General features: G+C 53.1%; 10 protein-coding genes. 6 read left to right on the top strand and 4 right to left on the bottom strand.

The window, feature by feature from the left end:
• The first annotated feature begins 17 nt into the window (after positions 1-17).
• The 4 genes from ACQ66Q_RS19405 to ACQ66Q_RS19390 all read left to right on the top strand — a co-directional run bounded on the left by ACQ66Q_RS19405 (position 18) and on the right by ACQ66Q_RS19390 (position 6,194).
• Entirely contained in the window at positions 18-3,398 is a 3,381-nt protein-coding gene (locus ACQ66Q_RS19405; protein ID WP_430458294.1) for an NPCBM/NEW2 domain-containing protein, read from the top strand.
• 156 nt (positions 3,399-3,554) lie between these two features.
• Positions 3,555-5,054, top strand: a complete 1,500-nt coding sequence (locus ACQ66Q_RS19400) for a leucyl aminopeptidase (protein WP_430458293.1) — start codon at positions 3,555-3,557, stop codon at positions 5,052-5,054.
• Positions 5,055-5,159: 105 nt separating this feature from the next.
• Positions 5,160-5,891, top strand: coding sequence for a PepSY domain-containing protein (locus ACQ66Q_RS19395; RefSeq protein ID WP_430458292.1), 732 nt, complete (start codon positions 5,160-5,162; stop codon positions 5,889-5,891).
• A 75-nt stretch (positions 5,892-5,966) separates the two neighbouring features.
• Positions 5,967-6,194, top strand: a complete 228-nt coding sequence (locus ACQ66Q_RS19390; protein ID WP_377240765.1) for a DUF2789 family protein — start codon at positions 5,967-5,969, stop codon at positions 6,192-6,194.
• Positions 6,195-6,202: 8 nt separating this feature from the next.
• On the opposite strand, the gene ACQ66Q_RS19385 is transcribed toward ACQ66Q_RS19390, so the two are convergent.
• Positions 6,203-7,522: a hypothetical protein gene (locus tag ACQ66Q_RS19385; RefSeq protein WP_430458291.1), complete on the bottom strand. Its 1,320-nt coding sequence runs from the start codon at positions 7,520-7,522 to the stop codon at positions 6,203-6,205.
• Between the two features lie 223 nt (positions 7,523-7,745).
• Between ACQ66Q_RS19385 and ACQ66Q_RS19380 the strand changes: the two genes are divergently transcribed.
• Both ACQ66Q_RS19380 and ACQ66Q_RS19375 read left to right on the top strand, forming a co-directional pair.
• Positions 7,746-9,788 carry a diguanylate cyclase gene (locus ACQ66Q_RS19380; RefSeq protein WP_430458290.1) on the top strand — a complete coding sequence of 681 codons (2,043 nt, stop codon included), beginning with the start codon at positions 7,746-7,748 and terminating at the stop codon, positions 9,786-9,788.
• Between the two features lie 67 nt (positions 9,789-9,855).
• Entirely contained in the window at positions 9,856-10,578 is a 723-nt protein-coding gene (locus ACQ66Q_RS19375) for an outer membrane protein OmpK (RefSeq protein ID WP_430458289.1), read from the top strand.
• Between the two features lie 52 nt (positions 10,579-10,630).
• Here ACQ66Q_RS19375 and tdh read toward each other — a convergent pair whose 3' ends face one another.
• From tdh to lpdA, 3 genes are all read right to left on the bottom strand, one after another.
• Positions 10,631-11,656, bottom strand: coding sequence for an L-threonine 3-dehydrogenase (tdh, locus tag ACQ66Q_RS19370; protein WP_377240757.1), 1,026 nt, complete (start codon positions 11,654-11,656; stop codon positions 10,631-10,633).
• Between the two features lie 9 nt (positions 11,657-11,665).
• Positions 11,666-12,862 (bottom strand): glycine C-acetyltransferase, encoded by a 1,197-nt coding sequence (locus ACQ66Q_RS19365; protein ID WP_430458288.1) that lies wholly within the window; start codon positions 12,860-12,862, stop codon positions 11,666-11,668.
• 388 nt (positions 12,863-13,250) lie between these two features.
• Positions 13,251-14,663: a dihydrolipoyl dehydrogenase gene (gene lpdA / locus ACQ66Q_RS19360; RefSeq protein ID WP_430458287.1), complete on the bottom strand. Its 1,413-nt coding sequence runs from the start codon at positions 14,661-14,663 to the stop codon at positions 13,251-13,253.
• Positions 14,664-14,827: the final 164 nt, after the last annotated feature.

Genomic DNA, 14,827 nt, shown 5'->3' with positions numbered 1-14,827 from the left:
CTGAGGAATTCTGAAAAATGCTGAAGTTGGCTGCAAAGTGTCCGCCCGATACCAAGTTTCAAAAACGCCCGCTGGCTGCTTATGTCTCTGCTGTTTTGCTATTAGCGCCATTGAGCCAAACCACTAGTGCTGCGCCGGTTGGCAATCTGACCGCACTGCAACCGCAAACAAGCTCGGTACAACTTTCCACAGATGCCAATGTGGCCATCGAGATCCAACTGTTAAAACCGGATTTATTGCGCATCCGCGCCGGCCTCAACGGCAAACTGACGGACGAAGGCAGTAAAGCCGCGCCCATAGTCATCAAAACCGACTATGCGCCGGTCACTTATCAACAAAAAGATATGGGTGACTATCAGCTGGTCAGCACCGATGCGATGGCGCTGCGCATCTATAAAAAACCACTGACTTTTGCGCTGTACAAAGCCGACAATCAGACGCTGATCGTGCAGGAACTGCAGCCGTTGGAGCTTAATGACAGCAAAGGCAGCGCGCAAAGTGTGCAAACGCTGAGCACCGCGCCGGACGAGCGTTTTTACGGCGGTGGTCAGCAAAATGGTGCCTTTGAATTTAAAGGCAAAAGTATGGAGATTTCCTATTCCGGTGGCTGGGAAGAAGGTGACAGACCAAGCCCGGCACCGTTTTATTTATCCAGCAAAGGCTACGGCGTGCTGCGCAATACCTGGGCCAACGGCAGCTATGATTTTCGCTCGGCTGAATACTTAAACTTGTCGCATCAGGAAGGCCGCTTTGATGCTTATTTTTTTGTTGGTGGCTCAGTTCAGGACGTCTTAGCGGATTACACCGAACTGACCGGCCGCGCCAAACTGATCCCACGCTGGGCCTTTGAATATGGCGACGCCGATTGTTATAACGACGGCGATAACGTGAAAAAACCCGGCACAGTACCGGATGGCTGGACTGACGGCCCCACCGGCACCACACCGGATGTGATTCAAACTGTTGCAAAAAAATACCGTGAACATGATATGCCGGGCGGCTGGATTTTACCGAATGATGGCTACGGCTGTGGTTACACCGATTTGCCCACAGTGGTCAAAGGCCTGGCCAAATACGGCTTTCGCACCGGCCTTTGGACCGAAAACGGCGTCGACAAAATTGCCTGGGAAGTTGGCACCGCCGGCTCGCGTGCGCAAAAACTCGATGTTGCCTGGACCGGCCAGGGCTACCAATTTGCCTTAGATGCGAACAAAGCTGCGGCCGACGGCATTTTAGATAATTCCGATTCACGGCCTTTTTTATGGACTGTGATGGGCTGGGCCGGCATGCAGCGCTACGCCGTGACCTGGACCGGCGACCAGTCGGCCAGCTGGGACTATATCCGCTGGCATATTCCGACGCTGATTGGCTCCGGCTTATCCGGTCAGGCCTACGCCACTGGTGATGTCGACGCTATTTTTGGCGGCAGCCCCGAGACTTATACCCGCGATTTACAGTGGAAAGCTTTTACGCCGGTGTTAATGGGCATGTCCGGCTGGTCGAAAGCAGCGCGCAAACACCCATGGTGGTATGACGAGCCCTACCGCAGCATCAACCGCGATTATTTAAAGCTGAAAATGCGCCTGACCCCTTATATGTACACGTTGGCGCATCACACCGAACAAACCGGTGCGCCCATTGTACGCGGCCTGATGTGGGATTATCCGCACACACCTAAAGCCTTGACCGAAGCGCATAAATATCAGTTTTTGCTCGGCCGCGATTTGCTGGTGGCGCCGGTATACCGTTCACAAACGGCCAGTCAGGGCTGGCGCAAAAACGTGTTTTTACCAAAAGGCCAATGGATTGATTATTGGGATGGCCGCGTCGTCAACGCACCTGAAACGGGCCAACTGCTCGACTACTCCGTGGATTTAAAAACCATCCCGCTATTCGTCCGCGCCGGCGCTATTATCCCGATGTACGACGCGATGTTGTATGACGGCGAAAAACCCAAAGATGTGCTGACGCTGGATATCTACCCGCATGGCGACAGCGAATTCACGCTGTATGAAGATGACGGCAACACACGCCAGTATCAGCAAGGCGCTTTTAGTACCCAGCAATTCAGTGTCAAAGCGCCGTCTTTTGTTGCCGGCAAGGCCGGTGATATTCAGATCGATATCGCGCCGGTGACGGGCCAATACCAAGGCCAGGAAAAAGCGCGGGTGTATCAGCTGCAGCTACATAGCCGGGTCAAGCCCGATGCAGTGAAGCTGGATGGTAAAACGCTCAAAGCGCTGCCAGATGCTGCAGCCTTTGCGAAAGCGAGCAGTGGCTGGTATTTCAGCACGGAAAAATACGGCTTGGTCCATGTCAAAACAGCGAAAACCGATATCCGCCAGCCGCTCAGTTTCAGCGTACAAATCGATGGCGCGCACAGCCTTGCCACCACTAAAGGCTATGACAAAGCGCCGGACCTTGGTAATGAAATCGCTGCGGATAGCATTCTGGTGCTGAACCGGCCGGCCGAAGAATCCGGTCATGTGCTGGAAAACGCCTTTGACGGCAAACCAGGCACCTGGTTTCGCACTAAACGCGATCAATCGGTGAAAACCGGTGCGCATGAGTTCACGCTGGCGCTCGGCGAACGGCGTATGGTGAATGGCTTTGAAATCGCGCCGCGCAATGACCAGCACTGGCAATATGGTCAGGTCGCCGATTATGAAGTGTATCTTGGTGATAACAATGGCGAATGGGGCCAGCCGGTCGCACGTGGCCGCTTACAAAAGCTGCAGCACAAACAAAAAGTCGAGTTTGCCGCCAAACCCGGTACTTTGTTCCGCTTTCGCATCTTAAGCACACAAGATCAAGCCGAAGCCGATCCGATGGTGACTGCAGCAGCACAAGGCACCGCCAAAGCCTATAACGCTCTGCTCCCGAAAGTGGTCAGCCCGATTGCAATTTCCGAGTTCCGCGTGCTGCAACAACCGGAACCTGAAACTGAGCCGGTCCAGCTGTTTTTAGCCGAACAAACAGCGCTGCGAAGCGACAATGCCATTGGCCCGGTGGAGCTGAACCAAAGTAATGGCGGCAACAAAGCCAATGATGGCAGCCTGATGTCGATGAACGGCCTGAAATTCCGTAAAGGCCTTGGCGTGTCGGCGCAAAGCCGGATTGATTATCAGCTGACAGGCCAGTGGCGCCTGCTACGGGCCGATGTTGGCATCGACGACAGCTGCCGTGCTAAAGGCGGTGTGCAGTTCCAGATCTTCGGCGACGACAAGTTGCTGTATGACTCAGGCCTGGTGCAGGCACCGGCGGTGGTCAAACCTGAACTCGATATCCGCGGTATCCGGCTACTCAGTTTGCGAACCACTGGCGGCAAGTCAGGCGTCTGTGCCAACTGGGCCAATGCGTCGGTACTGGGGTACCCGGACAAAAACGGCAAACTGTAGACGCTGACCTGTTCGATCAAGCCGGCCATAGTGCCGGCTTTTTTGTGACACTATCACACTTCATCGGGCAAAAATGGCATTCAGCCGCATTCAGTGGTATCCGCCCACCGTTCTGACGTATCAAGAGAACAATTTTGATTGTTTGAAGGAAACTTTATGCGTCTACGTCATTCTTTTGCCATGCTAGCCATCGGCCTCAGCGGTCTGGCTCAGGCCGCGATTGATCCGCAGTATCAATACCTGAACGCGCTGCCTGCAGCGCAGGATACGTTGGTACTGCCGCTGCGCAGCAGCGACCTGAAAAGTGGCAGTCACAGTTTGTTGGCCGACCCGCAGCTGAAACAACAATTAACTGCTGCCGGTTTTACCGGTAAAGCCGGCAGTATCAGCCAGCTGTATAGCGTTGCCGGTTACCAGCGCGTGTTGTTATTGGGCCTTGGTGACAAACCAGTCATCAGTGACGACAAGCTGGCCTCTTATGGCGCGGATCTCGCCGCTGCACTGGACAAAAACAACGCACAGCAAGTCACCATCGACGGTCGTTATCTGGCAGCCATACCGCAGCTGGTGCATGGTCTGGAACTGCGGGCCTACCGCTTCGACCAGCTCAAATCAAAAGCCGAAGCGCCGCGTAAATTAGCGGTCGACGTCGTGGTCGCCGATGTAAAAAGCGCCGAACAACAACATCAACAACTGCAAGCCATTGCCGATGGCGTCTATCTGGCTCGGGATCTGACCAATTTGCCGGCCGCCGACTTAACGCCGCAAACCTTCGCTGAAGCGGCGCAAGCGCTGGAAAAACTGGGCGTGAAAGTCACGGTTCTTGACGAAAAAGCGATCAATGCGTTAGGGATGGGGGCACTTGCTGCCGTTGGCCGTGGTAGTGATCGGCCACCCACGCTGGTGATCGCCCACTGGCAAGGTGACAACAAAGCGCCCCTGGCATTAATTGGTAAAGGCATCACCTTTGATACCGGCGGCTACAACCTGAAAACCGATGGCGAATCTATTGTGCGGATGACCAGTGACATGGCGGGCGCTGCAGCAGTGCTTGGCACCGTCAAAGCACTGGCACTGCAAAAAGCCAAAGTCAACGTGGTTGGTGTGATGGCGATGGCAGAAAACATGATTTCGTCGAACGCTTATTTACCGGGCGATGTATTAAAAACCGCGCAGGGCCTGACCATCCAAATCACTTCGACCGATGCCGAAGGCCGTTTAGTGATGGCGGATGCGATGTGGTATGCCCGCAAAGAGTATAAACCGCGGGCGATGGTGGATATCGCGACATTAACCGGCAGCAAAGTCGGTGCCTTGGGCAACTACTATGCCGGCCTGTTCACTGAAGATGAAGCGTTAAACAGCTCACTGCAGCAAGCGGCAAAAAACAGTGGCGAACCGTTGTGGCGCTTACCGCTCAGCGATGAATTTGCCAGCGAACTGAAAAGTGATGTCGCGGATTTACGCAATACCGGCAAAACGACGGGCGCTTCTACTGCAGCCTGGTTCTTAAAACAGTTCGCCGGTGACACACCGTGGGCCCATCTGGATATCGCCGGCAATGCACTGGCCAGCAGCGACAAAGGCGTCAACCCGGTTGGCGCCACTGGTTTTGGCGTGCGGCTGTTAACCCACTGGACCTTGCAGCAGCCATAACTCCCCTCGTTCGAAACAGCCCCCTGCGACTTATTGTCGCAGGGGGCTTTTTTCTTGCTGCAGCGCTGGTAAAGTATTTTTCTAATAAAAATCTGAGCCTTAGCTATGCCATTTTCATATCTGCGCCGCGAGCGCTTCTGGCGCAACCTGCACTTTTATCTCGGCCTGATATTGTCTTTGCAGCTGATTGCCTGGTTTGCCAGTGGTGTGGTGATGAGCTGGTTTCCGATTGAGCAAGTCCGGGGCGAACATTTGCAACGACCGGCGCCTGTGGTGCGCTGGAGCGATGTAACAGTGACACCGGCCCGTGCTTTACAGCAAGCACCAGCCGAATTTCAACAAGCACAGCTGAGCCTGAACCAACGCGGTAGTGAACCGGTTTATCAGTTACAACAAGGCGAGCAACAGCTGTTTATCAGTGCGGTGTCCGGCCAAATACTGGCGCCACTGACTGAACAAGACGCGCAGATGCTGGCGCAGCAACGCTATCAGGGCTCAGGCACGGTCCAACATGCCAGCCTGTTACAACAGGCGCCTGCCGAAGTTCGTGGATTAAACCCGCCGCTGTGGCAGGTGCAATTTGCTGATGCTGAGCACAGTGCTTTTTATTTTCATCCGGTTACCGGGCAGTTACTGCGGGTGCGCACCGACACCTGGCGTTTGTATGACTTCTTCTGGATGCTGCATATCATGGATTACGAGGACCGTAGCGACTTTAATCATCCGTTGCTGATCATCAGTGCCGTCAGCGCCTTAGGCTTTACGCTGGGTGGTTTTGTCTTGCTGGGCTTTCGTATCGCGCGGGGCAGCCGCCACCACAGTAATGTCAACGGCTAGCTTTTCGGTCACGGCAATGAAACCGAAACAGCTCTATACTGTCTGAAAATTAACCAATGACAGTGGAGGTGTGACATGGATACCAGTAAACATAATCTGTATACCCTGTTCGACCAGCTGGGCTTGCCCAGCGATGACGCAAGCATTGAACGCTTTGCCCGGCACTACCGGCTCACTGACGGCCAAAATCTTTATCAGGCGGAATTCTGGACACCAGCACAAGCCAGTTTTCTGCGCGACGCCTTTCACCAGGATGCCGAGTGGTCTGACGCACTGGACCAGCTGAATGGCTTGATGCGTTAGCTGATGATTCAGGGCTTAATCTGATACAGCGGCAATGCATTTAACCGACGATCGATTTCGGCGACCATTTGTTGATAAACCGCCGAATCGATCGACTGATACTGCTGCTCAAACATGGCTTGCGGTAAACCTTCCGGCAGGCGGCTTTTATTCGGAAACAATTCCTGCTCGGTCCGGTCTTGCTGCGTAAAGAATTGCTGCACCGCGCGGGCCGATTGCGGTGACGCAGCGGCCAAGCGGGCAAAACGAATACCGGCCCGGTCAGCCAGTAAATCAACAAAACTAAAACCACTACCGCCATTGAGTGAATCCAGCAATTCTTTTGCTTCACCAACTGCAGATGACAGCCGTTGATTACCGAGTACATGTAAACTGGCCGAATAAACAAAATGCTGTTGTAAATCCGGCCGGCGCGCCAGCGTCACCCGCGGCACCTTGCCTTGCGGATTAGTTTTGACTTCATTGACCAGCAGCTGCAGATTCCGTCCACCTAACAGCTGCGCCAGTGCCAGGATCACAGCCTGATTTTCCCGTACGGCCTGTTCCGGCGTATCTTTGCTGCGCCGGTCGGCTTCCCGCAGCAGCACTTGCAGATAACTAATCAGGCTATGTGACGACTGGGCGGCTGCCTGTTGTTGGCTGTGCGCCAGCGCCAACGCGTAATAATGTTCAATCAGAGCCGTTTGCTCATCTGAGCTAAACCATTGCTTATACAGACTGACGCCAGATTGTTTCAGCTCACTGAGACTAAACCCTTCAGACTTACTGAGTTCAACCTTAACCGCATCCTGCTGCACTGTCACCGAGCGGACTTTCGCCAATAACGCGGCGCCTTCGCCAGGTCCCCACAGCTGATCCGCGACCCAGCCCAGCAGACCCAGCGCCATATCACCCGGCAACGTCAGCCGCCCCAGTTTTACCTGACGCACCTGCAAAGGTCCGGCCGAAGGTTCAATTTGAATATCTGCATTGATATAAAGCTGGTAGGACAATAGTTCCAGCGGCATCGTCATCAAAATGGTCAGACCCGCCGGATTAATCTGCGTTTTGCCCTGAAAGCCCGGTAAGGTGCGGCTGGCCAGCGCAAAAGCTGCATTGAGTTCGTCAGCATTGGTTTGAATGACCAGCTGTTGACCCGGGTCACGCATCGATTGATTCAGATTGTTGAATAACTGCTGGCTGTTGCGCACCGCAGCCGCATTTAACTGGCCAGTTTCGCTGAGCAATGGTGTTTGTTGCAGCAATAACACCGCCAGCAATGCCAGTACAGTGGCAAGCAACAGCAGTAGAGTCAGGATCTGACGAAAAAGATGCTGGACAGCCTGCATCAATCAACCTCAAGTGGCGCAAAGGCCTTTATCTTAACAGAAGGATTTGCTGCGACGCGACGATTTCTGCCGCAGCCTGGTTTGTAACTAAATATTCTGCTAAACAGGCACTTGCTACTACCCCTTCAACTGCTTTTGTGGCTAAGATAACGGCAATATCGCAGATGCGAAGCGCCCGTGCCCGGTGCTATTACAACGACAATAAATTCGCTGAGGAGTTCGATTGAACCGATTTATCGCCGTCATTGGCCGTGCTCTGCTCACCCTTGGGTTTCTGCTCTGTACCGTTCGCGCAGATCCGCTGGACACACAGCTGGACCAGTTTCTGCGGCTGACCAATGAACAACCGGCACAGGCGTCGGCATTAATCCAGAGCTTAGAAGCGCAACTGTCGGCGGATACTGCGGCGCTGACCCGCGCCCGGCTTTGGTCCTATTTGGGCGGAGATTATCGCGACAAACAAGATTTCGCCAAAGCGCAGCATTACATTGACCTCAGTCTGGAACTGGCCGAGCAGGTGCAAAGTGACGACATCCGTGCCGAAGCGCTGACCGATCAACTTACGCTGTACCGCGCACAAAATCTACCGGGCAAAGCCCGCGCCCTGGTCAGCCAACTGCAGGAAACCCTGGCGAGCGCTAACCTCGAACGTATCCGCTATTATGCGGCCAACACGCTGGGTAGTTTTTTACAGGCTGAAGATCAATACGAACAAGCACTGCAGGCTTACTATCAGGCATTTCACGCCGTTGAAAATTCAACAGATCCGCGCACCGCAGTACGCAAAATCTACCTGCAGGGCGCTATCGCCGGCCTCAATACCGTCTTAGCTCAGTATTCAAAAGCCGATGAACTGCTGCAAGTCGCGATCAAACAGGCAGAGGCGCAAGAGACGCTGAACTTTCTGTTGCCAGAGCTTTACCTGCAACTCGGGGTGAACTTCGCATCACAACAGTTAAATGCTGAAGCGGAACAGGCTAACCAACAGGGCTTAGAGTGGGCGCGTAAACTGAACAACATTTTTTCGGTCGCAACTCTGCTGAATAATCTTGGCGATCTCCGGCTGAAACAGGGGCAATATACTGAGGCCGTGCCACTGTTTATCGAAGCGAAACAGCTGGCCGAACAACAACAATATACTGCCATGACGCTGACGGCCGAATTTAATCTCGGCTATATCAAAGTGTTGCAAGGCAATTTTGCCGAAGGTCTGGCGCAAATGGCCGCGATGGTTGCGAAAGCACGCGAACTGCAAATGGCGGATACCGAATTACTCACTTACGTCGGGGAACTGGCGGATGCCTATGGCACTGCGAAGGCATATGCCGACGAAGCCCGCTTATTGCGTGAGTACAATGTGCTCAGCCAGAACATTTTTAAAACCGACCGGGACCAGGAAATCAGTGCGTTGCAGGAAGCCTTTTCTGCCAAGGAAAAAGCCAAACAAATTGAAAGTCTGCAGCAACAAAACCAACTGAAATCGGCAGAAATCGCCCAAACACAATTACAACAACGCGTGATGTTTTTATTTGGTCTGGTTGTATTGCTGGCGACCATTTTGTTGTATCTGCTGTATCGCAAGGTCCGCAATGCCAACCAGCAGTTACGTCACGCCAATGACCAGCTGGCCTATAACTCGTTGCATGACCCGCTGACCGGGTTGCTGAATCGCCGCTCTTTGCACGAATTTATGCAAAAACGCACAGAACAAGGCGAACGCCGGCAGTTACCGACCGCGACAACCGATGGTTTTATCCTGCTCGATATCGATTATTTTAAGCATATTAATGACCATCACGGTCACGCCGCTGGTGATGTCGTGCTGATTGAAGTCGGCCGCCGGCTGAAGCAGCTGACCCGTCAGGGCGATATGGTGCTGCGCTGGGGTGGCGAGGAGTTTCTGATTGTCCTGCGCAATCTGAATCAGACGGCTTTGACCAACTTCACCAATCGTGCGCTGCAAGTGATTGGCAGTGAACCTGTGATCTATCAGAGCGTCAGTATTAAAGTAACCGCCTCGGCTGGCTTCCTGACGCTGCCATTCGCCGGTGTCGACGAACACCAGCTGAACTGGGAGAAAGCACTCAAACTGGCGGACATGGCGTTGTATATGGGCAAAGTGCATGGCCGGAACCGCGGTTATGGTCTGGTCGCCTTACACCGGCCTTATGAAGAACTGCGGGCGCAGCTGGAAACTGACCTCAGTATGCCTATCGAACAAGGCCATCTGGAAATCACGCTGGTACTGGGTCCGCCACAGGCCTGATCCGACCAGATTCGCCTGCAGGCGCCGCGTTCTATACTGCAAAGACTTGTTCTCACAGGCCTTTTTTATGTCTTTTCGCTTTCTGCTGCTGACACTACTGTGCTGTTCCTGCTCTGGCATTGCTGAAGTTCTATGGCAGGACTTTCGCCTGACTTATCTAAATGGCAGTCATTACCGGCTCGGTGATCCACAGCGCCAGGTGCTGACGATTGAACATGCCGCTACCACGTCCTGGGGCGACAGCTTTTTTTTTCTCGATCATATGAAATCAAGCAATGGCCAGCACAGCAATTATGCTGAACTGCAGCCCCGCTTTAGTCTTGGCAAAAACGGCTGGTTGGCACCTCCGGGCGGCCTCATCAAGGACGTGTTGCTGGCGAGTCATATTGAGATGTCATCGCAACGCACCAACCTGCTGTATGGCGTCGGGTTTGATTTGGCGGTGCCCGGTCTGAAGTTTACCCAGCTGAATTTTTACCGGCGTAACAATGAACAAATCGCCGATAACTGGCAGGCCACCCTGGTCTGGGGTGCACCGCTTCAAGTTAGCGGTCAGTCGTTTTTGTATGACGGTTTTATCGATTGGGCCAGCGGTAGCACGGACCAACACGCCAACCTGAACTGGACCTCACAACTGAAGTGGCTGGCAAGCGCGATGTGGCAAGGCAACAGTCAGATCTGGCTCGGTGTGGAGTACGTCTGGTGGCGACATAAGTTTGGTGTAAGCGACAGCCCGCAGCTGCGCAGCCACGAGAACAACGTCAATCTGCTGCTGAAATGGCATTTCTAAAAACAACAACGCCGGCGCAGGGCCGGCGTTGTGAAGCAAGTAATCAGCAAGACTACTCCCAGTTCAAAACCACTTTGCCGCTCTGACCGGAACACATAATGTCAAAGCCTTGCTGGAACTCAGCAACCGGCATTTCATGGGTCACGATTGGCGTGAGGTCCAGACCGGATTGGATCAGGCTCGCCATTTTGTACCAGGTTTCGAACATTTCGCGGCCATAAATGCCTTTAATCACCAGGCCTTTAAAAATCACTTTGTTCCAATCCACCGCCATATCAGACGGCGGAATGCCTAACATCGCGATCTTGCCACCGTGATTGATGGTGTCGAGCATCGAGCGAAACGCCGACGGTACACCGGACATCTCTAAACCGACATCAAACCCTTCGGTCATGCCTAATTCGGCCATCACATCAGTCAGATTTTGTTTACTGACATCGACAGCGCGGGTCGCGCCCATCTTCAGCGCGAGCTCGAGCCGGAATGGATTGACGTCCGTGATCACAATATGACGGGCACCGACATGACGGGCGACGGCCACAGCCATAATGCCAATCGGGCCGGCGCCGGTGATCAGCACATCTTCACCGACCAAATCAAACGACAGTGTGGTGTGCACAGCATTGCCGAACGGGTCAAAAATTGCCGCGATATTGTCCGGGATATTGTCCGGAATTTTAAAAGCGTTAAAGGCCGGGATCACCAGGTATTCAGCAAAAGAGCCCTGCCGGTTCACACCGACACCAATGGTGTTGCGGCACAAATGCACGCGACCGGCGCGGCAGTTGCGGCAATGACCACAGACTAAATGGCCTTCACCTGACACGCGATCACCCACAGAGAAACCGCGCACTTCCGAGCCCATGCCAACAACCACACCGACATACTCATGACCCACCACCATGCCGTGTGGAATGGTTTTTTGTGCCCAGTCGTCCCACTTGTAGATGTGGACGTCAGTGCCACAAATGGCGGTCTTTTTAATTTTGATTAAAACGTCGTTAGGACCGACTTCCGGCATTGGCACTTCGGTTTGCCAAATCCCCGGTTCTGCTTTTAATTTCGCTAATGCTTTCATGTTGCTACCTTAAGAAATCACGCCCATGTCTTTACCGGTACGGATAAAAGCGGCAATGGCTTTATCCAGCTGCGCTTTGCTGTGAGCGGCCGAAATTTGTGTGCGGATCCGCGCCTGCCCTTTCGGTACCACCGGGAAAGAGAAGCCAACCACATACACGCCTTGTTCCAGCATGCGACGGGCAAACTCACCGGCGACTTTTGCATCGCCCAGCATCACCGGAATAATCGCGTGGTCTTTCCCGGCTAGCGTGAAACCAGCTGCCGTCATCTGCTCACGGAAATACGCCGCGTTCTCCCACAGTTTAGCTCTGAGCGCATCGCCCTGCGCCAGCATGTCGAGCACTTTGATCGACGCGGTGACAATGGACGGTGCGAGGCTGTTGGAGAATAAATACGGCCGTGAACGCTGTCTGAGCCATTCGATCACTTCTTTTTTACCAGAGGTATAACCGCCTGAAGCACCGCCTAAGGCTTTGCCCAAGGTACCAGTGATGATGTCGACCCGATCTAACACATCGCAGTATTCATGGGTGCCGCGGCCATTTTTACCGACAAAACCCACAGCATGGCTGTCATCGACCATTACCAGAGCATTGTATTTGTCGGCTAAATCGCAAATGGATTTGAGGTCGGCAATGACACCGTCCATTGAAAACACGCCGTCGGTCGCGATCAGTTTAAAGCGTGCACCATCGGCATCGGCTTGTTTTAACTGCGCTTCTAATTCTGCCATATCGTTGTTGGCATAACGGTAACGTTTGGCTTTACACAGCCGTACGCCGTCGATGATCGACGCATGATTCAGTGCATCAGAAATGACTGCATCTTCAGCGCCTAAGATGGTTTCAAACAAACCACCGTTGGCATCAAAGCAGCTGGAATACAGAATAGTGTCTTCAGTACCTAAAAACGCACTGATGCGTGCTTCGAGGGTTTTGTGGATATCCTGAGTACCGCAAATAAACCGCACAGAGGCCACGCCAAAGCCATGGCTGTCGAGGCCTTGCTGCGCCGCCGCAATCAATTCAGGCGAATTGGCGAGGCCCAGATAGTTGTTGGCGCAGAAGTTTAAAACCTGCTCGCCATTGACGGTGACATCGGAAAATTGCTGCGACGTGATGATCCGCTCGCCTTTGTACAGGCCTTCGGCTTTGACGTCGTCGATTTGTTGCTGGATATGGCCGAGGAACGCGGAATTGCGCATGGAGCCTCCTGTTGGGACATTGGTATTTATACCCTTCTTCCTTGCGGATATGGCGTTGTTGGCTGCCTGCACTCACTGCGATCACATAGGGAGCTATGCTGATGTTTGAAAATCGCCGCAGATCCGTTTAGTTGCCGTCAGGCCAGTTCTTCAAAGATTTGGATATATCTTATTATCGAAAGCATTCGAAATCATCATTTATTTTCGATAAACAATGCATCGCTGCTTCTTTAGGGTTTGGCGCCGATTGTACCGCAAAGATTGGCCGATCGCAGTGAAATTGCGGCTGGTCGGTGCACAACCGGGATTAGTGTCAGTGCAGGTAGGGTTGGTCGCTGGCAGAAATAACAAAGGCCGCAGTTGCGGCCTTTATCAGGTCAAAAGAAACTTATTTCTTTTTCGCTTTTGGATTTGGCAGGTCGGTGATTGAACCTTCGTACATCTCAGCAGCGAGACCAATAGACTCGTTCAGCGTTGGGTGCGCGTGGATAGTCAGTGCGATATCTTCAGCATCTGCGCCCATTTCGACCGCTAAACAAATTTCACCCAGCATTTCACCGGCATTGATACCAACGATAGCGCCACCCAGAATCCGGTGTGACTCTTTGTCGAAAATCAGCTTAGTGAAGCCTTCAGTGCGGGCTGAAGCGATAGCACGGCCAGAAGCAGCCCATGGGAAAGTCGCGGTTTCAACAGCGATGCCTTTCTCTTTGGCTTCTTTCTCGGTGATACCAACCCAGGCCATTTCCGGATCTGTGTAAGCCACAGACGGAATGCAACGCGGGTCGAAGAAGTGTTTCATGCCAGAAATCACTTCAGCGGCAACGTGGCCTTCGTGGACGGCTTTGTGCGCCAGCATTGGCTGACCAATCACGTCACCAATCGCGAAAATGTGTGGCACGTTGGTGCGCAGTTGTTTGTCGACGTTGATGAAACCACGCTCATCGACGTTCACGCCTGCTTTCGCTGCATCCAGCAGGTTGCCGTTTGGACGACGACCCACTGCAACCAGAATTTTGTCATAACGAACCGGTGAAGCCGGTGCGTTTTTGCCTTCGAAGGTTACATACAGACCGTCGGCTTTGGCTTCAACTGCCGTCACTTTGGTGGACAGCATCAGCGTGTAATTGTCTTTGTTGTACTTGGTATAGGCTTTCACCAGGTCAGCATCGGCTGCAGGAACCAGCTGGTCAGCGAATTCAACCACAGACACTTTAGAGCCTAAAGCACGGTATACAGTGCCCATTTCCAGACCGATGATACCGCCGCCTAATACCAGCATTTCGCCAGGAATGTCTTTCAGTTCCAGCGCGCCGGTAGAATCGATGACGCGTGGGTCATCTTTTGGAATAAATGGCAGTGCAACTGGCTCAGAACCGGCAGCAATGATGGCGCTGTCAAAAGTGATAGTGGTATCGCCCACTACCAGCGTGTTCGGGCCAGTGAATTTGCCGTAGCCGTTCACGACTTTGACTTTACGCATTTTAGCCATGCCATTCAGACCGTTGGTCAGCTGACCTACTACTTTGTCTTTCCAGGCACGGATTTTATCTAAATCGATTTGTGGTGCGCCGAAGGTCACACCATGAGATGCCATATCGCGGGCATCGTCGATGACTTTGGCAACGTGTAATAAGGCTTTTGACGGGATACAGCCTACGTTTAAGCAGACACCGCCGAGGGTGCTGCGGGCTTCAACCAAGGTCACTTCCAGACCTAAATCGGCTGCACGGAATGCAGCTGAATAACCACCAGGGCCAGCGCCCAGCACTACTACCTGAGTTTTGATTTCGTTGCTCATTGTTTTACCTTGCTATTTTAGCTTGCAATTTTACTTGCTTCGGGCTCGTAGGTTGCCACGGCAGCGCCGGTGGCACAGCGTAAAAGTTGGCGGATTTTAGCACCCTGCCTGAAAGATGTCCCGTAACTTTTCAGCCACATCAACATCAGCTACATCAACATCAG

The sequence above is a fragment of the Rheinheimera sp. genome, assembly GCF_965283995.1.
Lineage (GTDB): Bacteria > Pseudomonadota > Gammaproteobacteria > Enterobacterales > Alteromonadaceae > Pararheinheimera.
This window is presented reverse-complemented; position numbering and strand designations above follow the sequence as displayed.

Excerpts from the sequence above, each read along its gene's own strand:
- ACQ66Q_RS19405 (WP_430458294.1), top strand. The coding sequence starts at position 18 with ATGCTGAAGTTGGCTGCAAAGTGTCCGCCCGATACCAAGTTTCAAAAA.
- ACQ66Q_RS19400 (WP_430458293.1), top strand. The coding sequence starts at position 3,555 with ATGCGTCTACGTCATTCTTTTGCCATGCTAGCCATCGGCCTCAGCGGT.
- ACQ66Q_RS19395 (WP_430458292.1), top strand. The coding sequence starts at position 5,160 with ATGCCATTTTCATATCTGCGCCGCGAGCGCTTCTGGCGCAACCTGCAC.
- ACQ66Q_RS19390 (WP_377240765.1), top strand. The coding sequence starts at position 5,967 with ATGGATACCAGTAAACATAATCTGTATACCCTGTTCGACCAGCTGGGC.
- ACQ66Q_RS19385 (WP_430458291.1), bottom strand. The coding sequence starts at position 7,522 with ATGCAGGCTGTCCAGCATCTTTTTCGTCAGATCCTGACTCTACTGCTG.
- ACQ66Q_RS19375 (WP_430458289.1), top strand. The coding sequence starts at position 9,856 with ATGTCTTTTCGCTTTCTGCTGCTGACACTACTGTGCTGTTCCTGCTCT.
- tdh (WP_377240757.1), bottom strand. The coding sequence starts at position 11,656 with ATGAAAGCATTAGCGAAATTAAAAGCAGAACCGGGGATTTGGCAAACC.
- ACQ66Q_RS19365 (WP_430458288.1), bottom strand. The coding sequence starts at position 12,862 with ATGCGCAATTCCGCGTTCCTCGGCCATATCCAGCAACAAATCGACGAC.
- lpdA (WP_430458287.1), bottom strand. The coding sequence starts at position 14,663 with ATGAGCAACGAAATCAAAACTCAGGTAGTAGTGCTGGGCGCTGGCCCT.